General features: G+C 47.3%; 17 protein-coding genes. 5 read left to right on the top strand and 12 right to left on the bottom strand.

Going from position 1 to position 25,351, the window contains the following annotated elements; translation table 11 throughout:
• The 3 genes from K6V30_RS24090 to K6V30_RS24080 all read right to left on the bottom strand — a co-directional run bounded on the left by K6V30_RS24090 (position 1) and on the right by K6V30_RS24080 (position 5,073).
• A complete protein-coding gene (locus K6V30_RS24090; RefSeq protein ID WP_224207219.1) occupies positions 1-1,893 on the bottom strand; it encodes a DUF3857 domain-containing protein in 1,893 nt (630 codons plus the stop codon).
• Between the two features lie 153 nt (positions 1,894-2,046).
• On the bottom strand, positions 2,047-4,080 hold the full coding sequence (locus K6V30_RS24085; protein WP_055269809.1) for a DUF3857 domain-containing protein: 2,034 nt from the start codon (positions 4,078-4,080) through the stop codon (positions 2,047-2,049).
• Positions 4,081-4,173: 93 nt separating this feature from the next.
• Positions 4,174-5,073 (bottom strand): diaminopimelate dehydrogenase, encoded by a 900-nt coding sequence (locus K6V30_RS24080; RefSeq protein WP_022302466.1) that lies wholly within the window; start codon positions 5,071-5,073, stop codon positions 4,174-4,176.
• 178 nt (positions 5,074-5,251) lie between these two features.
• Here K6V30_RS24080 and ruvA point away from each other — a divergent pair, with 178 nt between their 5' ends.
• Genes ruvA through K6V30_RS24065 form a run of 3 tightly spaced genes read left to right on the top strand, consistent with a single transcriptional unit; the run spans position 5,252 to position 7,035 of the window.
• Positions 5,252-5,857 (top strand): Holliday junction branch migration protein RuvA, encoded by a 606-nt coding sequence (gene ruvA / locus K6V30_RS24075; protein WP_022302465.1) that lies wholly within the window; start codon positions 5,252-5,254, stop codon positions 5,855-5,857.
• A gap of 36 nt (positions 5,858-5,893) precedes the next feature.
• On the top strand, positions 5,894-6,883 hold the full coding sequence (locus K6V30_RS24070; RefSeq protein WP_055269811.1) for a DUF3843 family protein: 990 nt from the start codon (positions 5,894-5,896) through the stop codon (positions 6,881-6,883).
• 14 nt (positions 6,884-6,897) lie between these two features.
• Entirely contained in the window at positions 6,898-7,035 is a 138-nt protein-coding gene (locus tag K6V30_RS24065; protein WP_087935389.1) for a hypothetical protein, read from the top strand.
• A 427-nt stretch (positions 7,036-7,462) separates the two neighbouring features.
• Here K6V30_RS24065 and K6V30_RS24060 read toward each other — a convergent pair whose 3' ends face one another.
• The gene (locus K6V30_RS24060; protein WP_055269877.1) at positions 7,463-8,302 is read right to left on the bottom strand and encodes an outer membrane protein assembly factor BamD; all 840 of its coding nucleotides are present in this window, start codon (positions 8,300-8,302) and stop codon (positions 7,463-7,465) included.
• Positions 8,303-8,585: 283 nt separating this feature from the next.
• Here K6V30_RS24060 and K6V30_RS24055 point away from each other — a divergent pair, with 283 nt between their 5' ends.
• Positions 8,586-10,019, top strand: coding sequence for a CCA tRNA nucleotidyltransferase (locus tag K6V30_RS24055; RefSeq protein ID WP_055269813.1), 1,434 nt, complete (start codon positions 8,586-8,588; stop codon positions 10,017-10,019).
• A gap of 338 nt (positions 10,020-10,357) precedes the next feature.
• On the opposite strand, the gene K6V30_RS24050 is transcribed toward K6V30_RS24055, so the two are convergent.
• Entirely contained in the window at positions 10,358-11,521 is a 1,164-nt protein-coding gene (locus K6V30_RS24050) for a M24 family metallopeptidase (RefSeq protein ID WP_010539152.1), read from the bottom strand.
• A 233-nt stretch (positions 11,522-11,754) separates the two neighbouring features.
• Entirely contained in the window at positions 11,755-13,092 is a 1,338-nt protein-coding gene (gene gdhA, locus K6V30_RS24045) for an NADP-specific glutamate dehydrogenase (protein ID WP_010539151.1), read from the bottom strand.
• A gap of 361 nt (positions 13,093-13,453) precedes the next feature.
• Here gdhA and K6V30_RS24040 point away from each other — a divergent pair, with 361 nt between their 5' ends.
• Complete coding sequence (locus K6V30_RS24040) at positions 13,454-16,426, top strand: PEP/pyruvate-binding domain-containing protein (RefSeq protein ID WP_022302462.1); 2,973 nt, start codon at positions 13,454-13,456, stop codon at positions 16,424-16,426.
• Positions 16,427-16,552: 126 nt separating this feature from the next.
• On the opposite strand, the gene K6V30_RS24035 is transcribed toward K6V30_RS24040, so the two are convergent.
• From K6V30_RS24035 to K6V30_RS24010, 6 genes are all read right to left on the bottom strand, one after another.
• On the bottom strand, positions 16,553-18,013 hold the full coding sequence (locus K6V30_RS24035; RefSeq protein WP_055269815.1) for a catalase: 1,461 nt from the start codon (positions 18,011-18,013) through the stop codon (positions 16,553-16,555).
• A 425-nt stretch (positions 18,014-18,438) separates the two neighbouring features.
• Complete coding sequence (locus tag K6V30_RS24030; RefSeq protein ID WP_010539148.1) at positions 18,439-19,773, bottom strand: NADP-specific glutamate dehydrogenase; 1,335 nt, start codon at positions 19,771-19,773, stop codon at positions 18,439-18,441.
• Positions 19,774-19,937: 164 nt separating this feature from the next.
• The gene (locus K6V30_RS24025) at positions 19,938-20,114 is read right to left on the bottom strand and encodes a hypothetical protein (RefSeq protein WP_010539147.1); all 177 of its coding nucleotides are present in this window, start codon (positions 20,112-20,114) and stop codon (positions 19,938-19,940) included.
• Positions 20,111-22,402, bottom strand: a complete 2,292-nt coding sequence (locus tag K6V30_RS24020) for an NADP-dependent malic enzyme (protein WP_010539146.1) — start codon at positions 22,400-22,402, stop codon at positions 20,111-20,113. Before K6V30_RS24020 ends, K6V30_RS24025 begins: the two co-directional genes overlap by 4 nt.
• Positions 22,403-22,684: 282 nt before the next feature.
• Complete coding sequence (locus K6V30_RS24015; RefSeq protein WP_022302460.1) at positions 22,685-24,298, bottom strand: hypothetical protein; 1,614 nt, start codon at positions 24,296-24,298, stop codon at positions 22,685-22,687.
• A 3-nt stretch (positions 24,299-24,301) separates the two neighbouring features.
• Entirely contained in the window at positions 24,302-25,336 is a 1,035-nt protein-coding gene (locus tag K6V30_RS24010) for an HlyD family secretion protein (protein WP_010539144.1), read from the bottom strand.
• Positions 25,337-25,351: the final 15 nt, after the last annotated feature.

The raw sequence follows: 25,351 nt of genomic DNA, 5'->3' as shown, positions 1-25,351 counted from the left end.
TCATTGTTTCTTAAGCACTATCAATTCGTTATTCTTCTCGGCGACGTTTTCCCAGAACATTTTGACCGTTGGGTATTCGGTAGCGAGATGGAGTAACTTGTTGGCAATGAATGTATATGTCACGTTGATTGTGTTCCCCGACTGGCTGATGTTGTACCGGACGATGTCTTGTCCGTCTTCCGTTTTGAGATTGAGCGGTTTGGGAAGTTCTTCTACCGCATAGCCTTCCGGGATGGTCAGCATCGTTGCCTGCAGGATATGTTCGGTATATGGCATTTCGAGCGGCAACTGCCTCTCTGTCTGAATGAACGGACACTTGCTGACGTGCAGGAAAATCATGGGATTGACATAGATAAGGTCGTCATTCACCGTCGCCTGTTTTTCAAAATCGAGGAATTCCGTTATTCTGGGCGAGAAGACGTTCAGTTCTCTGGTCTCGAACTTCTTGACTTTGATGTTTTCTTCCGTTTCCAGCTGATTGATATATTCCGTGCTGTCTTTTGCCGCGTAATAACGTCTGCGGAGGTTGGCTGCATACTGCCCCATATACACTGCGTTGCGGTCGCCCGTGATCTGTCCGTCCGGATGAATCTGCGCTCTGACGGTGGCGCGTATCTGGTTTTTGCCGAGTTTGCTCAGGTTCATCCATCTGCCTCCGGCTGTTTCGCTGATGAGGCGTGCGCGGTTTACCATCAGTACGGGCGGCAGGGTATTCATGTAGCCGTTGATCACCGAGCCGTCGAGGAATACCAGTGTGCTGTCCGTATCGGCGATGCCGACAATGAAGGTGTTCAGCTTTTGTATCGAAGGATAGCTGTAAGGGAGGATGCCCCTGTCTTTGCGGCTCATCACTGCCGGATAGCAGGGAATCTGCGCGTCACGCAGCATGCTCATCAGGATGAAATTGATGTCTGCGTTGCTGCCTGTCCCGTTCTTGACCGCTTTCTTCACTTCGTTGCCGTATAGCCCGTATTGGCCGTTCCACGATATTTTCTGTTTGAGGAAGGTGTAGATGGCAGCGATCCGGTTCTGACGGTCGGGCAGTTGGTCCAGTGACAGCGAAGCCATCTCGTCCCGGTAAGGGTTGCGCATCTTGAGCATGGCGCCGAAGTCTTCGTCCTGTAGCAGCATTTGGTCGATCTCCTCCCAGGTGTGGGTGAAAGACCGGTAGAACGATCCCGGAAAGTCCACTCCCCGGAGTTCGAAATATACGCTGCTCATATAGTCGTTGGCACACCACACATAGTTGTCCGGACGCAGGGCGGGGAGGTGTTCTCCGGTGAATATCATGTGGCGGCCGTTGCAGCTGAGCATTTCTGTCTGTCCGCCCGGGAGGCTGAGGAGAAACGTAAGAGAAGAGGTTTCGTCTTTGGACGCCATCGGGTGAGGGCCCCGCATGTCGAGGTTGAACTTGAAATATTCCGGTATGGTGATGTCATATTGGGTGAAGATCACCGGGATGTCTCTTTGCGCCTCCCACAGGTTGATGCTGTAGTAGAGGTCGGAACTCAGCTGGTATTTGTATTCGAATACGGTTCCTTCCCTGACGGCAGGTATCGAGAATTTGAGCTGCATGTATTGTTTGTTGATGCGTTCCGTGAAGACCAGGTCGCGCTTCATCTTGGTGCGTACCATCTCTCCGCCTTCCATATTGTAGGCCGAAGCGTCAAGTTGGCTGATGCTTTCTTTCAGTGTGATGACGGCATTGCTTTCGTTGGAGTAGTAGGGAATCCGGATGTCGGCATAGGACGCTCCTTCGGATTTAAGTACTTTGATTTTGACCTCATAGTTGTAGAGGATGCGGAAATTGTTGGCTAACAGGTCATAGCGGACTTCGCACTTCGAATAGAGCACGACCGCTGTCGCGGAGGTGTCCGGCGCGTAGGTGGTCATGGCGAGTTCTTCTTCCGAAGGTTTGCCGTATTTCATGCTGGGCTTGAAACTGTCTGTCGCTGTCTGCTGGGCGAACCCTTGGCACCCTAGCAGTAAAAGAATCCAAATCAGTGCTGTTTTCATCGTCATTCAGTTGTTTGTGGTGAAGAAAATCTATATCTTTTTGAGAACGATCAGTGCCTGATTCTTCTCGATTACTTTGGTCCATATATCCTGTAGCTGGCTGTACTGGTCGGGAAGGAGAATGTGTGTCCGCAACTGGAATACATAGTTGAGGACGACTTTGTTGTCAGTCCTCTGAATCATGTACCTGCATTGCAACTTTCCGTCATCGGTTCTGACGGAATACGACTCGGGTATCTCCTCTACCTCGTATCCGTCGGGAAGCATAAGCGTGCATACCAGGTTGTATTTGTACGGGTACTGAAATTCGACAGGGAGTATGCGCTCCGTCTGGATAAACGGATTCCGCTCCAGTTGCGGGAAGACCATCGGATTGACGTAAAGCCGTCCGCCTGTGGTTTCGGTATCCATCAGGAAGTCGAACTCTTCTTTGATCTGCGTGGGGTCATAGGCATCGTTCTCCTGCTTTAAGTTCTTGAAAGCGAACTTTTCCTTGCCGGCATCCGACGGAGTGAAAATCAGCGAGTCTTTCTTCTGGCGGAGCTGTTTCTTTTGGTATTCTACCGCTTCCTGTCCTTGCAGTTGCGTCATGCGGTGTCCTCTGATCTGTCCGTCCTGCACGGTGGCATTGATTTGCATGAAAGCTACATTGCTGCTGAGGTTGATCAGGTCTACCCATTTCTTCTCTTCCGGTTCGTCGGGAGAGAGGATACGTGCTTTGTTGACACACAAATCGAGCGGCAGCGCATTGAGAGCCGGCAGCTCCATAGAACTGTCGAGGTAAACGTAGCCTTGGGTGTCATTGTTGTAGGCGGCGACAAGGAAGGTGTTCAGCTTTTGGAGCGAAGGGAAGTTGAAAGGCAGCACTCCCGTCGAGCGGCGGCTCAGTACGACAGGATAGGAGCGGATGCCGTAGTCTTTGAGAATCCCCATGAGGATAAAGTTCAGATCGGCATTGCTGCCGTTTCCTGCTTTGATCACTTTGTTGAGGTCTCTGCTGTAAAGCTCGTATCTGCCGTTCCAGGAGAGCTTTTGCTTCAATACCCGGAAGGCGGTGATGACTTTCTGCTCGAATGTCATTTCGCTGGTAAAGGCGGCTATGGCTTCTTCTTTAAAAGGATTGTTGAAAGACAAGTGCTTGCCGAAAAGCTCGTCTTCGGGCTTGGTCAGTTGCTTGTCCACGTCTTTCCACTCCTCGCTGAAGGGTTCGTATTCTCTGCCGGGGAAATGGGTGCCTTGCAGGTCGAAGCTGACCTGTATTTTATAATCTTCGGGACACCAGCAGTATGACTCGTCCTGCCGGATGGCGGGGAGGTTCTGCGAGGTGAAGGTCATTTCGCGCGACGGGATGGAGAAGTCTTCCGCTATCTTTGCTATGCCGCTTTGTTGGGTGGTCGTTCCGTGTATGGAGGTCTCTTTTGCTTTGCTGGTTATCCAGTCTTTGCCGCGCAGTTCGATGTTGTAGATGTAGGCGTGGGGGATGGTGATTTTATACTGGTTGTATATCATCGGAAGTTCGTCCTGCATCATCCAGTTGTCGATGTGGGCGAAGTAGTCGGAATAGAGTTTGTAATGGTATTCAATGACGCTGCCGACTTTGACGGAGGGGATCGAGAATTTCAGCAGGCGGATGTGCTGGTTTACCCGTTCGTCGGAGATATGGTCCCGTTTCAGCGGTGTTTCGATGCACTGTCCGTTCTCCAGATGGTAGGAACAGCCGTTTATTTCGCTGGCTCTTTCCTGCCCTCTGTCTTTGTCGGAAGGGGAGTAGTAGGGGATAGTCACATCGGCGTAGGATACGCCCTGGGGCTTCAGTACTTTGATGCGCACCCAATGCTCGGTCACTAACTGGAAGCCGTCTTTATATACGAATTTGCTTTCGCCCATGCGAAACAGGTAGATGGCGGTGGCGGTGGTATCGGGGGCATAGCTGTTCAGAGAGAGCTCTTCCTTCGAAGGTTTTCCGTACTTCAGATTCGGTTTGATGGTGTTACCGGACTGCTGTGGGAAGGTAGTCGATAGCAATAATAACAGAAATGTGGAGAATATGAATAGTCTTTTCATATGGAGTGTGTTTTTCATCTCCGACAAAGATAAAAAAAATAGAGAAAGGTGTACTCCCTTTCTCCATTTTTATTTCAATAGGCGGATAAAATATTATACCAAGTGTCCGATCCACTCTTCACGGTCGCCCGGAAGGAGGTCGATCACCGGAACTTCCACCATCGTGTAGCATCCCGGTTGCTGCTTCATGGAAGCGCGTGCCACGCATACAAGTACCTGCGCGGTGAGCGCAGGATTGTTGATGCGCATGTTGAACTCGAACAACTGGTTCTGTGTTTTACCGGAAACTCCCTTGCGAGTCAGATTTACACCGTGCCCCATATCGAGCAGCGCGTCTACGCTCGGCACAAGTTTTACATGTGTCTCGTCGTTCACGAAGTAAGGGTCTGCTTTGATGGCTGCGGCTACTTCTTCAAATTTGTATCCGTCTTTCAGCTCGATGTACACCATGCGGCGGTGGATTCCCGTTCCGGTAGGAATGGTCATGGAGAGGGCGGCTTTCACTCCGTCGATTGCTTTAACGGCAACTGTGTGTCCCATGCTCATGCCCGGGCCGAAGTTGGTGTAAGTGATTCCTTTCGGAGCGATTGCTTCGAGCATGGTGCGTACGATAGAGTCGCTTCCCGGGTCCCATCCTGCGGAGATGATAGATACGGCTTTGTGCTCCTTGGCGGCTGCATCCAGCGTGCGGCGCAGGTCGACGATGCCTGTGTGGATATCGAAGCTGTCTACCGTATTAATTCCCATTGCCAAGTATTCTTTGGCGTATTTCTCAACGCTGCGGGTCGGCGTGCAGAGGATGGCTACTTCTACTCCTTCCAGTTCCTTGATATCTTTCACTACTGCATAGTTTGCCAACTCTTCCGGTTTGTTCTCTGCTCCTGCACGACGAACGACTCCGGCAATTTCGAAATCAGGCGCTGCCTGCAGCGCTTCAAGTACATAGTGTCCGATATTGCCGTAACCGACAATAGCTGCTCTTACTTTTTTCATTCTTTTATTGGTTTTATATGAACATTTTTCTTTAATTCTGCCACAAAAGTAAACAAATTACTAGGAAGTTTTGTTTACCGCCTGCATTATTTTTAATTTTTTCACCTCTGCCTGCAAGGAGGAAATGTTACGAAAGTCTTTTCATCTGTGGTGAATTTATCTTATCTTTGCTCACACTATGATAGAATATGTAAGAGGCGAACTTGCCGAACTTAGTCCGGCAACCGCAGTGATCGACTGTAACGGGGTAGGCTATGCCGCCAATATATCCCTGAATACTTATTCGGCTATTCAGGGGAAGAAAAACTGTAAGTTATATATCTATGAGGCTATTCGCGAGGATGCTTATGTGCTCTACGGATTTGCCGACAAGCAGGAGAGGGAGATTTTCTTGCTGCTCATTTCCGTGTCGGGCATCGGAGGCAATACGGCGCGTATGATTCTTTCCGCCCTCTCGCCTGCGGAACTGGTGAACGTGATCAGCACCGAAAATGCGAACTTGCTGAAAACGGTGAAGGGAATCGGACTGAAGACAGCGCAGCGTGTGATTGTCGATCTGAAAGACAAGATTAAGACGATGGGAGCGACTGTTGCCGGCGGAAGTGCTTCTGCCGGCATGTTACTGCAGACTGCCAGCGTGGAAGTGCAGGAGGAAGCGGTAGCTGCCCTGACGATGCTCGGCTTTGCCGCCGCGCCTTCGCAGAAAGTGGTACTGGCTATATTGAAGGAAGAACCGGATGCTCCGGTAGAGAAAGTTATTAAATTGGCTTTGAAAAGACTGTAATAGTGCGGGAAAAACTAAACAAGCAACAGAAAAATAATGAAACAAGGGAAAATTTACATGAAAGCATGGCTGGATCTTCATGGTCGTGCGAAGGTGTTGGCGACGGATCACTGGTATCTCGAATTTGCTAATCTTTTATTACCTGTCGTCAGCGAATCTTATTTATATAAATCGGAGACACAGGAGAGCCAGAATCAGGTGACTTTGATGCTGACTCTTTATCTGGAAGATTGTGTGACGGACGGAGGCAACTGGCGGCAGTTTATCCGCTGGCATAAACGAAATTACGGACGTTACCTGCCTTTTTACGAATTGTCGGAAGATTATCTGGCTGATGAGATCAATAAGGAGGACATAGCTTTCTTGCTATGGGGAATCAACTCGCCTGTGGGCGATGATTTCGACGGGGTGGAGAATCCGCTGGATGCGGACTTGCTGGAGTTTGCGGATGTGATTTATGCGCAGCTGGAAGCGGTTTTCGAGACAGCGCCTATCAGCGACGGGCTTGCCGGCGACTGGTTGATGGAATCGGAACTGATGGAGAAGAAGCGGACTGCTTTGCCTGTTGCTGCTCCGGGCGATCAGTTGCCTGTGAATGTGGAGCGCTTCCTGAAAGCGAGTGGTGGCGAGCCGTTGATGTTCTTCGATTCTTATGAGGCTTTGAAACTGTTCTTTGTGCAGGCACTGCAATGGGAGGATGAGGAAGATTCTCTGTTGCCTGACTTGAAGGAGTTTTCGGATTTTGTGATGTATGCCAATCCGAAGGGATTGCTGATAGGTCCGGATGTGGCTCCTTATTTTGCCGATAAACGGAACCCGCTGTACAATGCGGAAGTGGCTGAGGAAGAAGCATACGAACTCTTCTGTGAGGAAGGACTGTGCCCGTTCGACTTGCTGAAGTACGGCATGGAACACGAACTGCTGCCCGAAGCGCAATTCCCTTTTGAGAACGGAAAAGAACTGCTGCACGATAACTGGGACTTTGTGGCTCGCTGGTTTTTGGGCGAGTATTACGAAGGAGAATGATCGTCTATTGAGTTATGCCAATCAAAAAAAGTAACAACCCGTTTGCCGGAAAGGCAAAGCCTGCTGCCGGAAAGAAGAAGGTGTCGGGGAAGCGAATCGGTAAGTCTAAGGTAGAAAAGGCTAATAATCAGTTGAATAGGAGGGTGAAATAAGGCTTGGGAGGCTACGCCCTTTCTACCTGTCAGGCTGCGCCGTTTTATGTAGCTAGGTTGTGCCTTTTCCAGATACCAGGCTATTCCGTTTCTCTGAAGCAAGAGGATACGAACAAGGGAATGTGGGTATGCTCCTTTAAAAACAGAAGGAAATATGGTTACAGATTGCTTGTTATAGCAAGATTGAAAACCGTATCTCGTATTGAAATAAAAAACGGTAAGCGATGGAAAGACGAATGTGTTACCTCTAATGAACACAGTCATTCATCGCTTACCGTTTTAATTTATTTTTCCGGGTTTTATTGGTTCTTTTCCCGACTTTACTTATTTCTTCCCGACTTTATATCTTTCTTTTCAAATCGGTCGGCTATGTGTCATTCTCCGGACCTTTTTATTCTTTCGGAAAGCTGTGACTCAGAAAAAGCAATTATTTCTCGGTTGCTTCTTCCAGTGCTTTCCGCTCTTTCTTCTTATTGATAAATCCGATTTTCAGGTTGGCGTCCTCCTGTTCTTTCTTGATTTGCTGCATAGCGGAAAGAATTTGTGCCAGTTCGTAAACGCCTGCTACTGCCTGACGGTCAGCCGAGGTCATAGTCGTGGTGTATTTACGGTCGCCGACAAATTCCACACGGATATTCTTGTCTTTGTTGAGGTTCAGAAATTCGATCACACTACCGTCTTCTCCCAGTTTGTAATCGGCTTTCTCTATTTTCTCGTTCATGTCCGTTGTCTCGTAGCTGTCCTTCGAAGTCGGAGTTTCAGCAAAACTGCCGTCGGGAGTCGTTACTTTGACGCCTACGTGGTGGATATTGCTGGCTCCGCAATAGATGGAAGTCATGCTCATAATGCCCTGTTCGTTCACTTGAAAGCGGAGGAAGGAGCGGTGTAGGTTCTTTTCGATGGCTTGAGTAGGCCAGATATAGTTGCCCACTTGTTGATATTCGGCATCTTTTTCCAGCGTGTACTTGTCTTTGATGGCGTCGAACGCTTCTTGTTTAGACTGAAGGGCACTGTCCAGATAAGCAAGAATCTTTTGTTGTGCCTTGAGTTCCACGTCCAGCATCAATTCCTGACCGGCTTTGCGGGCTTCGAATGCTTTGGGATACAAAATCTTGATACTGTCGATTTGTGTCTTTGCTTCTTCGTAGTCGCCACGTTCGTAGGCAGCGCGGGCAACTGTCAGTTTTTCATTGGCTTTCTTTTCGATGCCGTTTCCGCAGGCTGTCAGTGCCAGCGTGCCGCAAAAGAAGATAATCAGTTTTTTCATCATACCGTTTACATTTTACTATTAGATGACCGGCGATTGAATAGCATTCATCGTTTGATCGCTTACCTTTCACAATTTACGATTCGACGTTTGTTGTTACTTGTCAGTTCATCGCCCATCGTTTACTTTATAGCGGCAAAAATACAAATTATATCCCTTATTTTTGTAATTTTGCCCCCTCAAAACTTGTATTAGTGATAAGTGCCCGGTCATTAGCGGTTGCTAACCGGCTTTGCCGTTGCGCATCGATTGTTTATCACTGATCGTTAAGCACTAAAAAAAGATGATAGAGTTGACTCAAGAGGAATTGAAGCAGCATTTTAGCGAACCGATTTTCGGACAGATAGCCGAAACAGCCGATGCACTCGAATTGGAGTGCTATGTAGTAGGCGGTTACGTTCGTGATATTTTTCTGCAACGTCCCTCTAAAGATATAGATGTAGTAGTAGTAGGCAGTGGAATTGCGATGGCGGAAGCACTTGGAAAGCGATTGGGACGTGGTGCGCATGTCTCTGTTTTCAAGAATTTCGGTACGGCACAAGTGAAATATAAAGGCACGGAAGTGGAATTTGTAGGCGCCCGCAAAGAGTCTTATCAACGGGACTCACGGAAACCTATTGTAGAGGACGGAACGCTGGAAGACGACCAGAACCGCCGTGATTTTACGATTAACGCGATGGCTGTCTGCCTGAATAAAGCGCGCTTCGGTGAGTTGGTAGACCCGTTTGGCGGCATGGAGGACATGAAGGAAAAGACCATCCGCACACCGCTCGACCCGGATATCACGTTCAGCGATGACCCGCTGCGTATGATGCGCTGCATCCGTTTTGCCACGCAACTGGGATTCTATATCGACGACGACACTTTCGAATCGCTCTGCCGTAATAAAGAACGGATTGAAATAATCTCCCGTGAACGCATTGCGGATGAACTGAACAAGATAATTCTTTCGCCCATCCCTTCAAAAGGTTTTGTAGAACTGGAACGAAGCGGACTGTTGCCGTTGATTTTTCCGGAACTGGCTGCCCTGCAAGGTGTAGAAACACGGAACGGCAGATCGCACAAAGACAACTTTTATCACACACTGGAAGTGCTGGACAATATCGGCAAAAAGACGGATAATCTCTGGTTGCGCTGGGCAGCGTTATTGCACGATATAGCCAAGCCTGCAACGAAGCGCTGGGAGCCTAGAGCGGGATGGACGTTCCATAATCATAATTTTATCGGTGAGAAGATGGTTCCGAATATCTTCCGGAAGATGAAACTGCCGATGAATGAGAAGATGAAGTATGTGCAGAAAATGGTCAGTTTGCACATGCGCCCCATTGTGATAGCGGATGATGTGGTAACGGATTCCGCCGTTCGTCGTCTGCTCTTTGAGGCGGGCGATGATATCGACGACCTGATGACTCTTTGCGAAGCGGATATCACTTCCAAAAATATGGAGCGCAAACAGCGTTTTCTGAATAACTTCCAACTGGTTCGCCAGAAGTTGAAAGATCTCGAAGAAAAGGATCGGGTCCGTAATTTCCAGCCTCCGGTGAGCGGGGAAGAGATAATGGAAACTTTCGGCTTGCAGCCTTGCCGGGAAGTCGGCTCTCTGAAGAGTGCGATAAAGGATGCAATTCTGGACGGAGTTATCCCTAACGAGTATGAAGCAGCTCACGCTTTTATGCTGGAAAGGGCGGCAAAGATGGGATTGAAACCTGTGAAATGAGTTCTTTCTTAGCGTAAAGATCAGCTTCAATATAATTGTAAATTAAGATTTAGGCACGGATTCCACGGATTTCACGGTTTTAGTTAATAAAAGAACCGTGAAATCCGTGGAATCCGTGCCTATTATAATCTTGAATATCTGTATGTTTGGATACAGCTTCAAATCATGCAGAAACTGCCTCAAAATCATGCAGAAACTATCTCAAAATGTTGATAGGCTTATCATTGGTAGTCAGCATCACTTAAGATAAATGAAACAACTTAATAAAGTCAGCAGACTATTTTATCATTGACAGTATCATGATATGCCGTTTCTGGCTTTGAGACAACTCCTTAACTTTATGACAGTTCTACGATTTCTTCGTTACAGTTGGTCAGTTTCTCTATCCCATCGTTGGTCACTACCCAAGAGTTTTCGATACCTACGGGACCTATGCCCGGAAGAACAATCTTTGGTTCGAGGGCAAAGACCATGCCCGGTTCCAGTTCCTGCTTGATGCGTGGAGCAAGTACAGGCGCTTCATTGATTTCCAGTCCGATGCCGTGACCGATGAACTTGGCCTGTTGTCCCGTTCCCATGAATCTATCGGCAAATCCTGCCTGAGCAGCCATTTCGATAGCTGTGTTATAAAGCGTTTCGCAAGGAACACCCGGTCTGGCGATTGAAGCAATCTTTTCTTGAATGTCAAGGCACACCTGATGAGCGGTGTAGGCCTCTTCCGACAGTTTGCCGATAGAGAATACACGGCTCATATCGCCCATATATCCGTTAAAGTTACCTCCCAGATCGACCATAACGCTTTGTCCTTCTTTTAGCGGAGTCTTGTCAGCACCTCCGGGCAGGGCGGGATCGAGTCCCCGGCCACCTAAAGCGAAATCGTAAGGAGACGGATAGCCGGCATTATCCCCGGTCAGTACACTTCCCATAAAGATTTCCATGCTGCGGCCAAACACACGGAAGATGCCAAGACAGCCTTGAAGACGCATCAGGCGCTCAATTTCTATCGAGAACTCAATGTCTGTCATTCCGGGACGATAAACGCTCGGAATCAGCTCATATGCCTTTGCATGCGCCATTCCCGAACGACGGAACATTTCAATTTCAATAGCTGTCTTTACGCTGCGTGCCTGACGGATCAGCGGTGTCCCGTTCACGACTTCGGCTTCGGGAAACAAACCTGCCAGCCGGACATATTCCGTGTAAGGAAGTTCGTCACCTTCCAGCATCAGTTTAGTGGGCAAAGGCAAACCTTTTTCTTTCAGAATATCGACAATCTGTTCCGGTTTGCGGATGGAGAACGAGTGTTCTCCGGTGATATTGTTAGGCCGCTTGAAAAACAGCAGTGCCGGTGAATGAAGAGGGAGATAAAGATAGCCGCTGACTACACAGCCATACGTGTAAATTAAATTTGCATTACAAGTAATGAGGGCGGCATCAATGCCTTGTGACACCATCAGACTGCGAATCTTGTCACGGCGGAGTTTTAATTCGGGTTGTAGCATTTTTTATTGTTTACGAATTATTAATTACAAAATCATGAATGATAACTCATTCATTACGAGTTATTTATTTTCAAGAACAAACTCACGAGTAATTATTTACTGTATGATGCTACAAAGATAATTAATTCCATTGAAAATAATGTTAATCTCAAAAAAATAGCGCTACCCGCGTCCTGTCACAGGAGGCGAGCAGCGCAAACCACAAATACAAATACAACTAAACAAAGTCTCTTTTAAATAACGCCTTGTCCCATCATTGCGTGAGCTACTTTCATGAAGCCGGCAATGTTAGCTCCCTTCACATAATTGATATATCCATCGGATTCTGTGCCGTATTTCACGCATTGTGCATGGATACCGTGCATGATAGCGTGAAGTTTTTCGTCCACTTCGGCAGCACTCCAACTCAGGTGCATGGCATTCTGAGACATTTCCAGACCGGAAGTAGCAACACCACCGGCGTTGACTGCTTTACCCGGAGCATACATTACTTTCTTTTCGATAAACAAGTCGATCGCTTCCGGCGTACATCCCATGTTGGAAATTTCTCCAATGCAAAGAACGTTATTTTTTATGAGATTTTGTGCATCTTCTCCATTTAATTCGTTCTGAGTAGCGCAAGGAAGTGCTATATCTGCCTTTACTTCCCATGGACGTTTGCCTTCTACGAAGGTCGCACCCGGATACTTTTCAGCGTAAGGAGCAACAATGTCATTGCCCGAAGCGCGAAGTTCGAGCATGTAATCTATCTTTTCTCCGCTGATGCCGTCCGGGTCGTAAATGTATCCGTCCGGTCCGGAGATGGTGATTACTTTGGCACCCAATTCGGTTGCTTTGGTAGCAGCACCCCAAGCTACGTTACCGAAACCGGAGATCGCCACTGTCTTGCCTTTAATATCGATATTTTTTGCCTGCAACATTTGGTGAACGAAGTACAAACCGCCGAAACCGGTGGCTTCCGGACGAATCAGCGAACCGCCGAATTCAAGTCCTTTTCCGGTGAATGTTCCCGTAAACTCACGGGTCAGCTTCTTGTACATACCGAACATATAACCTACTTCGCGACCGCCTACACCGATATCACCGGCAGGTACATCCATATCCGGACCCAAGTGGCGCCACAATTCCAACATAAATGCCTGGCAGAAACGCATGATTTCCGCATTGCTCTTGCCACGGGGGGAGAAGTCCGAACCGCCTTTACCGCCACCCATAGGAAGCGTAGTCAGTGCATTCTTGAATGTCTGCTCGAAGCCGAGGAATTTCAAAATAGAAAGGTTGACGGAAGCATGGAAACGGATACCGCCTTTGTACGGACCGATAGCGTTGTTGAATTGTACACGATAACCGAGATTGGTCTGAACTTCCCCTCTGTCGTCTACCCAAGTGACACGGAAAGTGAAGATACGATCAGGCTCTACCAGTCTTTCGATGATCTTGGCTTTTTCAAATTCGGGATGCTGATTGTATATATCTTCGATTGAAAGAAGAACTTCTTTCACTGCCTGAAGATACTCTAATTCACCGGGGTGCTTTGCCTCCAAAGAGGACATGATTTTCTGGATGTTCATGATATTATAGTTTAAAAGGTTATTCTGATAAAATGTAAGCTTGTTGCGTTGCAAATATAGGAAAACTTTTCAAATGTGAATGATTTCTTGTCTATATTTTGATTAAATAATGATAAAATGATAGTTTTTCTGTCGAACAACATATCTGTCTTATCCACTTTAAAGTTACTTATTCACGTGAATAAAGTCGCTTTAAAGTAAAATGGAGACTTACAAATCTACAAAATAATAAGCGATAAACCAATAAACTTTATAAAGAAGATGGTAGAAAATGAGATTTAAAAAATTAACTTTGCAAAGTAAATATCAAGTAGATAGTAGTGTGAATAATTTCATGATGGAATAAAAAAGGAAAGTAACTATGCTCAGCAAATATAAATTAAACCAGCTTTACTTCAAAGATACGCAATTCGCTAATCTGATGACACGGCGAATTTTCAATGTTCTTCTGATTGCTAACCCGTATGATGCTTTCATGCTGGAAGATGACGGACGCATTGACGAAAAGATATTCAATGAATATACTTCTTTATCACTTCGTTATCCGCCCCGTTTCTCGCAGGTATCAACGGAGGAGGAGGCATTGGCGCAACTGGAAAATATGTCTTTCGATCTGGTGATCTGTATGCCGAGTACGGGAGATAATGACAGTTTTGATATCGGGCGGCATATCAAAGAGAAATATGAACATATTCCTATCGTTATCCTGACCCCTTTCAGTCATGGTATCACAAAGCGGATTATCAACGAAGATCTGAGTGCATTTGAATACGTGTTCTGCTGGCTGGGCAATACGGACCTGCTGGTTTCTATTATCAAACTGATGGAGGATAAGATGAACCTCGAACACGATGTGCAGGAAGTGGGTGTGCAGATGATTCTTTTAGTGGAAGACGGCATCCGGTTCTATTCTTCCATTCTTCCGAACCTTTATAAATTCGTGTTGAAGCAGAGTCAGGAGTTTTCTACCGAAGCCCTGAATGCGCATCAGCGCACGCTTCGTATGCGGGGACGTCCTAAAATCGTTCTCGCCCGTACGTATCAGGAGGCGATGGAAATCTATGGCAAATATCAGAATAATATATTAGGGGTCATTACCGACGTCCGTTTCCCGAAAGTGGAACGGGGCGAGAAAGACGGTCTGGCAGGTATCAAGCTTTGCGCCGCCATTCGTAAGAACGATCCGTTCGTGCCGTTGATTATCCAGTCTTCCGAATCGGAGAACTCCTCGTATGCCGCTAAATACGGTGCCAGCTTTATCGACAAGAACTCTAAAAAGATGGATGTTGACCTGCGGCGTATCGTTTCCGATAACTTCGGTTTCGGTGACTTTGTGTTCCGCAATCCGGAGACAGGAGAGGAGATCGCCCGGGTGCGGAATCTGAAAGAGCTGCAGAATATCCTGTTTGCCGTGCCTGCCGAGTCCTTCTTGTATCATATCAGCCGGAATCACGTGTCGCGCTGGCTCTATTCGCGTGCTATGTTCCCGGTAGCCGAGTTTCTGAAGCCGATCACATGGACCAGTCTTCAAGATGTAGATGCACACCGCCGGATTATCTTTGAGGCCATTGTGAAATACCGGAAGATGAAAAATCAGGGAGTGGTTGCCGTCTTCAAACGTGACCGTTTCGACCGTTACTCCAACTTTGCCCGTATCGGTGATGGTTCGCTGGGAGGAAAAGGGCGTGGTCTTGCTTTCATTGATAATATGGTGAAGCGGTATCCCGAATTTGAGGAGTTTGAAAATGCGAGAGTAGCCATTCCTAAGACGGTGGTACTGTGTACCGACGTTTTTGACGAGTTTATGGAGACTAACAATCTCTATCAGATTGCTCTTTCGGATGCCGACGATGATACGATCCTAAGATATTTCCTGAAAGCGAAATTGCCTGACCGGCTGGTAGAGGACTTCTTCACCTTCTTCGATGTGGTGAAATCACCGATTGCCATTCGTTCTTCTTCTTTGTTGGAAGATTCGCATTATCAACCGTTTGCCGGAATTTACAATACGTATATGATTCCTTATCTGGACGATCGGTATGAAATGCTCCGTATGCTTTCCGATGCGATCAAAGGGGTTTATGCGTCGGTTTATTTCAGAGACAGTAAAGCCTATATGCAGGCTACGTCGAATGTGATAGACCAGGAAAAGATGGCAGTCATCTTGCAGGAGGTCGTGGGAAATCAATATGGAGACCGTTACTATCCATCGATGTCGGGCGTGGCACGTTCGCTCAATTATTATCCGTTAGGAGATGAAAAAGCGGAAGAAGGTACGGTGAATCTGGCTCTTGGACTAGGAAAATATATTGTAGACGGGGGGATGACACTTCGTTTCTCTCCTTATCACCCGAATCAGGTGCTGCAGACCAGTGAAATGGAAATCGCTCTGAAGGAAACGCAGACCCGTTTCTACGCTTTGGACTTGAAAAATGCAGGGCATGATTTCTCTATCGACGACGGCTTTAATCTGTTGAAACTTCACGTGAAGGAAGCGGAAAATGACGGCTCGTTACGTTACATCGCTTCTACCTACGACCCGTATGACCAGGTTATTCGTGATGGTTTGTATCCCGGTGGACGCAAGGTGATAACGTTTGCCAATATCCTGCAACACGATGTCTTCCCGTTGGCACGTATCCTGCAACTGGTTTTGAAGTACGGTGAACAGGAAATGAGGCGTCCGGTAGAGATTGAGTTTGCCGCTACTCTGAGCCGCGAACAGGATAAGACGGGAACGTTCTACCTGTTACAGATTCGTCCGATTGTAGACAGCAAAGAAATGCTGGACGAAGATTTGACGCTGATACCGGATGAAGATACGATTCTTCGCTCCAACAATTCATTGGGGCATGGTGTCATGAACGATATTTACGATATTGTCTACGTCAAGACGGACGGATACAGTGCTTCGAATAACCAGGCTATCGCTTGGGAAATAGAGAAGATGAACCTGCAATTTCTCAATGCAGGAAGGAACTACGTGCTTGTAGGTCCGGGACGCTGGGGCAGTAGCGACACATGGCTGGGCATTCCGGTGAAGTGGCCGCATATCTCTGCAGCCCGCGTGATAGTGGAAGCCGGTTTGACCAATTATCGGGTAGACCCGAGTCAGGGAACTCACTTCTTCCAGAATCTTACTTCGTTCGGGGTGGGGTATTTCACAATCAATGCCTTTATGAATGACGGAGTTTACAATCAGGACTTCCTCAATGCACAGCCTGCCGTAGAAGAAACGAAATTCCTGCGTCACGTCCGTTTTGAAAAGCCGATGGTAGTCAAGATGGATGGTAAGAAGAAGCTCGGCGTTGTTCTGATGCCGGGGATTGACTGATTCTTTAAAAGAAATAAAAATGGGAATTATTCTGTTGATATTCAACTGGTTACTGTCTTGCCGAAAAAAAGAGCATGAATCCTCATGGAAACATGCTCTTTCTTTTACAAACGATATACTGTTCTTTTATTCTTTTAAGGCTTCTTGCAGATCAATGCCTAATGCTTTGGCAACTCCGGCACCGTATGCCGGATCTGCCTTGTAGCAGTTGCGTGTGTGGCGTTGTTTGATGAATAGTTCCGAATCACCCATGGCACGGGCTGTGTTTTCAAACAACAGTTGCTGTTCGTCTGCCGGCATCAGTCGGAACAGGTCACCCGGCTGGCTATAATAGTCATCATCATATTCGCGTTCATTGTAATTGTAAATCTCGCCTGTTACTTTGAGAGGCGGTTCTTTCATATGAGGAGAGTCTTTCCATTCTCCGTAGCTGTTGGGCTCGTAGCCTTTGGCTGCGCCGTAGTTGCCGTCTACACGCATCGCTCCGTCGCGGTGGTAAGCGTGGAAAGGACAGCGGGGTTTATTCACCGGGATCTGTTCCGAATTTACTCCGAGGCGGTAACGCTGCGCGTCACCGTAAGAGAACAGACGTCCCTGTAACATCTTGTCTGGTGAGAATCCGATGCCATCTACGGTATTGATAGGGTTGAAAGCGGCTTGCTCTACATCTGCGAAATAGTTTTCCGGATTACGGTTCAGTTCCAGAATACCCACGTCTTGTAGCGGGAAGTCTTTGTGTGGCCATACTTTGGTCAGGTCGAACGGATTGATGCGGTAATTGTCCGCTTCCTCTTCCGTCATCAGCTGAATCTGGAACAGCCATTTCGGATAGTCTCCCTTTTCGATGCTTTCAAAAAGGTCGCGTTGATGAGATTCACGGTCTTTGGCAATGATAGCTTCCGCTTCCTGATCGGTCAGATTTTTGATTCCCTGCATTGTACGCAGGTGGAATTTTACCCAGATACGTTGGTTGTCCGCATTGATAAAGCTGTATGTATGACTTCCGAATCCGTGCATGTGGCGGTAAGAATAAGGGATACCGCGAGGACTCATGGTGATAGTTACCTGATGTAAGGCTTCGGGTAGAAGCGTCCAGAAATCCCAGTTGCTGTTGGGACTGCGCATGTTTGTTTTAGGGTCGCGTTTGATGGCATGATTCAAATCGGGGAATTTGAGGGGGTCACGTAAGAAAAACACGGGGGTATTGTTACCGACTAAATCCCAGTTACCTTCTTCGGTGTAGAATTTCATTGCAAAACCACGGATATCGCGTTCGGCATCTGCTGCTCCGCGCTCTCCGGCTACGGTAGAAAAACGGACGAAACATTCTGTTTGCTTTCCGACTTCGCTAAAGATAGCTGCACGGGTGTACTTCGTGATGTCATGCGTGACGGTAAATGTTCCGAAAGCTCCCGAGCCTTTGGCGTGCATACGTCTTTCCGGAATTACTTCACGATCAAAATGAGCAAGCTTTTCGATAAGCCATGGATCTTGTAACATGACAGGTCCGCGTTGACCTGCGGTTTGCGAATTCTGATTGTCGGCAATGGGACGACCATTCGCGGCAGTTAGTTTTTTTTCTTCCATAAAATAGATGTTAGTCGGAGGAAAAGTTTAAATAAACCGAAGTCTCTTTATTCTTTTATCCGGGTTTATAATATGTAACAAAGATAGATCGATTTTGCTTGCTTGTCAAACTGATATTTTCTATATAAAGATAGAAAATAACTATGAATAATCTTTAAAGTCTCCGATATTTTTTTTCAAGTACATCTTTCACCCGGACCGAGTACTTCATTCACTTCTTTCTTCTACATCATCCATAGAGATGAAGTACTTCCTGCCGTCTGCTCTTCTATATGCTTTCCCGCACTCTTCTACATGCTTTCCTGCACTCTTCTACTTGTTTTTCCACTGTCTGCATTGGGGTATGAAAAAACTCCCGCTCTTCCTTTCGGAAGGCGGGAGCCTTTATCTTAAAAAATGACTATAGCTTTCTTATATTTTGCTGATTATACGATACCTTGAGCCATCATAGCTTTCGCCACCTTCATGAATCCGGCTACGTTAGCACCTTTCACATAGTTTACATATCCGTCGGCTTCAGTACCATACTGAACGCAGGCTTCGTGGATATTCTTCATGATGCTCTTCAGCTTTTCGTCTACTTCTTCAGCGCTCCAGCTCAGTTTGATAGAGTTCTGAGTCATTTCAAGACCTGATACAGATACACCACCAGCGTTAGCAGCTTTACCCGGAGCGTACAGAATCTTAGCGTCCTGGAATACTTTGATAGCTTCCGGAGTAGAAGGCATGTTTGCACCTTCAGATACAGCCATACAGCCGTTTGCTACCAACTGACGGGCGTGGTCGCCGTTCAATTCGTTCTGAGTGGCAGAAGGCAGTGCGATATCGCATTTTTCACCCCAAGGTTTAGCTCCTTCTACATATTTGCAGCCGTATTTCTCTGCGTATTCACGGATACGTCCACGGTACAGATTCTTCAGTTCCATGATGTAATCCAGTTTTTCGCGGTCGATACCGTCCGGATCGTAGATGTAACCGTCAGAGTCGGAGCAAGTTACTACTTTACCGCCCAGTTCGATCACTTTTTCGATGGTATATTGAGCTACGTTACCCGAACCGGAAACGAGACATACTTTACCTTTCAGGTCAGTACCTTTGGTTTTCAGCATTTCCATCAGGAAGTAGATGTTACCGTAGCCGGTAGCTTCCGGACGAATCAGTGAACCACCGAATTCACGGCCTTTACCAGTGAATGTTCCGGTAAATTCGTGAGCCAGCTTCTTGTACATACCGAACATGAATCCTACTTCGCGGCCACCAACACCGATGTCACCGGCAGGTACGTCAGTTTCGGGACCGATGTGACGCCACAGTTCCAGCATGAATGCCTGTACGAAGCGCATTACTTCAGCGTTTGACTTACCACGTGGAGAGAAGTCGGAACCACCTTTACCACCACCCATCGGCAGTGTAGTCAGTGAGTTTTTGAATGTCTGCTCAAAGGCAAGGAATTTCAGGATTGAAAGGTTTACAGATGCGTGGAAACGGATACCGCCTTTGTACGGGCCGATAGCGTTGTTGTGCTGAACACGGTAGCCCATGTTGGTCTGAATATTACCTTTGTCGTCCATCCAAGTTACACGGAACTGAAATACTCTATCAGGGATACACAGGCGTTCGATTAAGTTTACTTTATCAAATTCCGGGTGTTTGTTGTATTCTTCTTCAATAGTAGAAAGTACTTCCTCTACTGCCTGATGATACTCTGGTTCATTGGGGAACCTTCTTTTCAGATCGTCTAATACCTTTGCTGCATTCATAATCTTTTTTTCTTTTATTGGTTGATTAAATTTCGATTATCTATTTCTTTTATGCGGTTGCAAAAGTAAAGATAAAAATTGAACTAGCAAACATTTTATAAAGAAAAATGCAATAAAACATCAAATTTGATATTTTATTGCATTAAAACTCGGAAAAAAGATATTTATTTATTCTTTTTTATCGACTTATAGACGGGAATAAAGACTAATGCTGCCGAAATGACAAGCATTACTATCGTCATACCGTCAATACGTTCGGCTTTTGTCAGAACTAAATAGCAAAGCGCCAGCCAAAGCAGGCTGACGCAAACTATTTGTGATTTTGATAGCGGTCTTCTCATTTGCTTTCCTTTTTCTTCTTGTCAACGATAGCGTCAATCACGGCTACGGCTGTGATGTTCACGATGTCGCGGACTGAGCTTTCAAAGTCAGTGAAATGAATAGGCTTGTTCAGTCCCATCTGGATAGGGCCGATAAATTCTGTATCGGGGTCCATGGCCTGTAGCAGTTTGTATCCGGCATTGGCGGAGCTCAGGTTCGGGAAGATCAGCGTATTCACGTCTTTACCTTTCAGGCGGGTGAACGGATACTTGGCGTCGCGGAGTTCGCGGTTCATGGCAAAGTTCACCTGCATTTCACCGTCGATGGCCAGTTCGGGATATTCCTTCTGCATGTAGCTTACTGCTCCGTGCACTTTGACAGGACTGCCGGAAGTATCGGCGCCGAAGTTGGAGTACGACAGCATCGAGATGACCGGTGTATGGTTGAAGAAACGTACCGTCTTGTCAGCCAGCTTGGCGATGTCGATCAGGGTTTCCGTATCCGGGTGACGATTGATTAAGGTATCTGCCAAGAAGTAAGTACCTTTCTTGGAGTTAAGAATGTGCATCGTTCCGAAGTGGTTGAATCCGGGCTGGATGCCGATTACTTCTTTGGCCACTTTGATGGTATTGCTGTATCTTGTATAAAGTCCGGTGATAAATGCGTCTGCGTCTCCGGTTTCTACCATCATCATACCGAAGTAGTTGCGTTCGAACATCTTGTCGTTGGCTTCTTCGTAAGTAAAGCCTTCGCGGGCACGTTTTTCCGCAAGGATACGTGAGTAGCGTTCGCGGCGTTCCGATTCGTCCGGATGACGGAGGTTGACGATTTCGATGCCTTCCAGACTCAGGTCGAGTTCTTCGGCAAGTTTACCGATTGCTTCGTCGTTTCCTAACAAGATAGGGTGGCAGATGCCTTCGGCTTTCGCTTCGACGGCAGCTTTCAGCATGTTGGGGTGGATACCTTCGGCAAATACGACACGTTGCGGGCTGCGGCGGGCAGTGTCATAAAGCTGGCGGGTCAGTTTGGATTCGTATCCCATCAGTTCGCGCAAGTGTACGCAGTAAGCGTCCCAGTCTTTGATTTCCGTGCGTGCCACTCCGCTTTCCATGGCTGCTCTCGCTACGGCACAGGAAACTTCGGTGATGAGGCGCGGGTCTACCGGTTTCGGGATGAAGTATTCCGGACCGAAAGAGAGGTTATTCACATGATATGCTGCGTTTACTACATCGGGTACAGGCTGTTTGGCCAGGTTGGCGATGGCGTGTACTGCTGCGATTTTCATTTCTTCGTTGATTGCTTTCGCGTGCGTGTCGAGTGCGCCACGGAAGATGTATGGGAATCCGATCACGTTGTTGATCTGGTTGGGATAGTCGGAACGTCCGGTGGCCATCAGTACGTCGGGGCGGGCGTTCATTGCTTTTTCGTAAGTAATTTCCGGATCGGGGTTTGCCAGTGCGAAGACGATCGGCATCGGAGCCATGCTGCGCACCATATCCTGGCTCAGTACGTTGCCTTTGGACAGGCCGAGGAACACGTCTGCGCCTTTGATTGCTTCTTCCAGCGTGTGGATATCCGTGCGGTCTGTGGCAAAATATCTCTTCTGTTCGTTGAGGTCGGTACGTGTCTTGCTGATAACGCCTTTGCTGTCCAGCATGACGATGTTTTCGAGACGTGCCCCCAGCGATACATATAATTTAGTACAAGATACGGCAGATGCTCCGGCACCGTTAACAACGATTTTTACATCTTCGATTTTCTTTCCGGCTACTTGCAGGGCATTTACCAGTCCGGCACTGGAGATGATAGCGGTTCCGTGCTGGTCATCGTGCATCACAGGGATGTCGAGTTCTTCTTTCAGCCGGCGTTCGATTTCAAAACATTCGGGAGCCTTGATGTCTTCCAGATTGATTCCACCGAAAGTAGGGGCGATTGCTTTTACGGCAGCGATGAATTTCTCAGGGTCTTTTTCGTCCACTTCGATGTCGAATACGTCGATACCTGCGTAGATTTTGAAAAGCAGTCCTTTGCCTTCCATCACCGGTTTGCCGCTCAGTGCGCCTATATCACCCAGTCCGAGTACGGCTGTACCGTTCGAAATGACAGCTACCAGATTGCCTTTTGCCGTGTATTTATAAGCGTCTTGCGGGTTTTTCTCTATTTCGAGGCAAGGCTCTGCCACACCGGGAGAGTATGCAAGTGATAAATCGGTTTGTGTACTGTAAGGTTTGGTAGGAACTACCTCGATCTTACCGGGTTTGCCCTGTGAATGGTAGAGCAAAGCGGCTTCTTTGGTTATTTTAGCCATGGTATTGGTGTTTTTATTAATAAGTTATCATTTGGCTGCAAATGTAGGAATAAAAGTTATACATTGTAGTCTTTAGATGATAAATTCTATTAATTTTATAGCAAAATGACTGATTCTGAACAAACAAACGTTCCGGAAATAGTTTGTTTTCCGGCAGATGGCGGAAGGGAAGCGCTATAAGCCGCAGGTTATTTTCTGCTATAATATAAAGGAGTACAAGGTGCTATCCGCCCATCTGTACTCCTTATATATATGATCGTTATTTTGAGAAGGTAATAATAGTTATTCCTTTTTTCCGGGCGGTGTATGTGTGGTGCGCCAGAATGTGTTTTTCACTTCACGCGCCACGTCTTTCCAGCTCGGCATGCTCTTCAGAGAACGGCGGACCGGGAAATCATAAAGTAGCAACAGCAGAAACAGGAAGATGCAGGCATAAGCCACCCATCCATAAATCTGTTTGATACTGACTTCCATCATCTGACTGATAAATTCTTCCATGTAATGACCGAGATTGAACGGATTGCTGCTGAACGACACGTGATCGATTGCCGATCCGTAACGTGCCAGATTATCCGGGACGTAGTAAGCCAGTCCTTGTGCATAGACTGCGCAGCCCAGTACGCCTCCGACTACCATGTGGAGCATGTTGAACACACCTAATCCCTGAAAGAAATGCTGGAAAGTCATGATCTCTTCCAGACACACCATAAAGGTGGCGCTCAATACGGCATAAGCGAAGCCACGGCAGATGGTCGGCAGGTAGAGTTGTGAAATATGTATGTCGGTGGAAAGCGTCAGATAAAATCCTGCCAGATAACCGGTCAGTCCGATGAATCCGACGATGACGAGACGTACATAATTATACCGTTTGATATGCATCCACCAATAGGAGAATACGCAACCGGCTACGATCCCGATGATGGCGAACCAATTTAGCTGTACACTTACCAGTTCTTCATACTTCATTACTTCTTCGTAGAAGACCTCTTCCAGCACATGCTCGGTTGCCAGAAACGCTTCCACCAGCGTGACCAGTCCCAGCAAAGGCCAGTAATGGCGATAAGTCCACATTTTAGGTTCGAGAAAGGGATGGCGGATGGTCATCATCCGCCAGATGCAGAATCCCAGAGTGATCAGGATAGCTATCGTCAGTTGACGGATCACCGGACTGTTCCACCAGTCGTACCAGTCGCCGTAATTAAAGAGAAAAGCGATTTCGGCAAGTAAGGCGGCCCAAAGTGCTCCGCCCAGCCAGTCGATGCCGAACAGCGGAAACTTGCGCATGAACCGGAAATGCTTGATACAAGTGGTTTGTATCAGTAGAACGATCAGCATCAGTCCTGCGATGAACAGGTTCATGTAAGTCCAGTGATAATGAAACATTAGATAGGTCGTGATCAGGTCGGACAACTGGATACTGCCGAGAATGACGATATGAAGCCACGGAAAGAAAACTGTGAAATCACGCTTGGGCGTCATCCATAACTGAATGTTGGACATACATTCGAAAGTTCCCTGAATCTTGCACATTCCTTCGATGAAGCATATCAGCCACAACAGCGGAAGGAAAGTGATGTGCGGCGCTATCAGGTTGCAGAGTAGCACTCCCAGTGCAGCGGACGTAAGCAGTGTCTTGTTGGTAAAACGGAACTTCATACGGAACAACAGAGGGAAGTAGATTGCCATTCCTGCCAGATTGGCGTACATACACATCAGGATATCCTCGCGCATCACTGCCATGCCGCCGATCATATGGTTCAATGCCCCCAAATATACTCCTCCCGAAAGCTGGAAGGTGACGGCGATGAAGAGATAGATCCACGGTTGCATCTTCCGCGGCACAAAGCTGCGGAACATCGGCATCACGAAAGGACCATTTAAAACAGGTGCTCCCATACGTTAATATTTTACCTCACATTCTATGTTAAAACCGGCACGCAAGCGTTTCAAGTCTTCCGGTTTGTTTCCTTTCAGACTGATACGGACCGGAATACGCTGTTCCACTTTGACAAAGTTGCCGGTAGCATTGTCTTGCGGTATCATAGAGAAGGCTGCCCCTGTCGCGTCGGAAATAGATTCTACACTCCCCCGAAAAGTGACGTCGGGCACTGCATCTGCCGTCATCTCCACTTCGGCACCTTCTCTGATGTTGGAGAGTTGTGTTTCGCGGTAGTTGGCTATCACCCACAGGTCGCGGCTGTCTACAATGTCGACCATTGTTTGTCCGGGCTGAACCAGTTGTCCTTCCAGAATCGCTTTCTTTCCGGTGGTACCGTCACATGGAGCGGTGATTACGGTATACGAAAGATTCAGGCGGGCAAGTTCTAATGCCGCTTCCGCCACACGGACACCTGCTTCATTCTGTCCCAGTCGATGAGTCTGCTCGCTCTTGACCAGAGACGTTGACTGCTTGGCACGGGATACTTGCTCGTAGCGTGCTTTGGCGGCTTCGTAAGCGGTGTGTACGTTGTCATATTGTTGTTTGGTCACTGCATCTTCTTGTAGCAACTTCTCGAAACGGTTCAGTTCTCGTCTGGCGTTCTCCATTTGTACGCGTACCTCTTCGATACTTGCGTCGTTCACACTCAGATTGTTCTGGGTGGTGGCGATTCCTATGGTGGTGGCTTGCCGTCCTGCGGTTGCATTGGCAAGGTCTGCTTCCGCCTGAGCCACCCGGAGGCGGAATTCGGTATCTTCGATGATGACGAGCGTATCGCCTTTGCGTACCTGCTGATACTCTGCGAAACATATCTTCTTGATGAATCCCGGTACACGGGTGTTGATCGGGGTGATGTGTTGTTTCACCTGTGCATTGTCGGTATATTCGATATTTCCCAGATGGATGAATCGGGAACAAACATAAATGATACCTCCGGTGAGGAAGCAAAGAATAAGAATATTGTATATCAGCTTTTGAGCTTTTCTTGCAATCATGATGAGTCTGTTTTT

The organism is Bacteroides faecis, from assembly GCF_020091505.1.
GTDB classification, from domain to species: Bacteria; Bacteroidota; Bacteroidia; order Bacteroidales; family Bacteroidaceae; genus Bacteroides; species Bacteroides faecis.
This window is presented reverse-complemented; position numbering and strand designations above follow the sequence as displayed.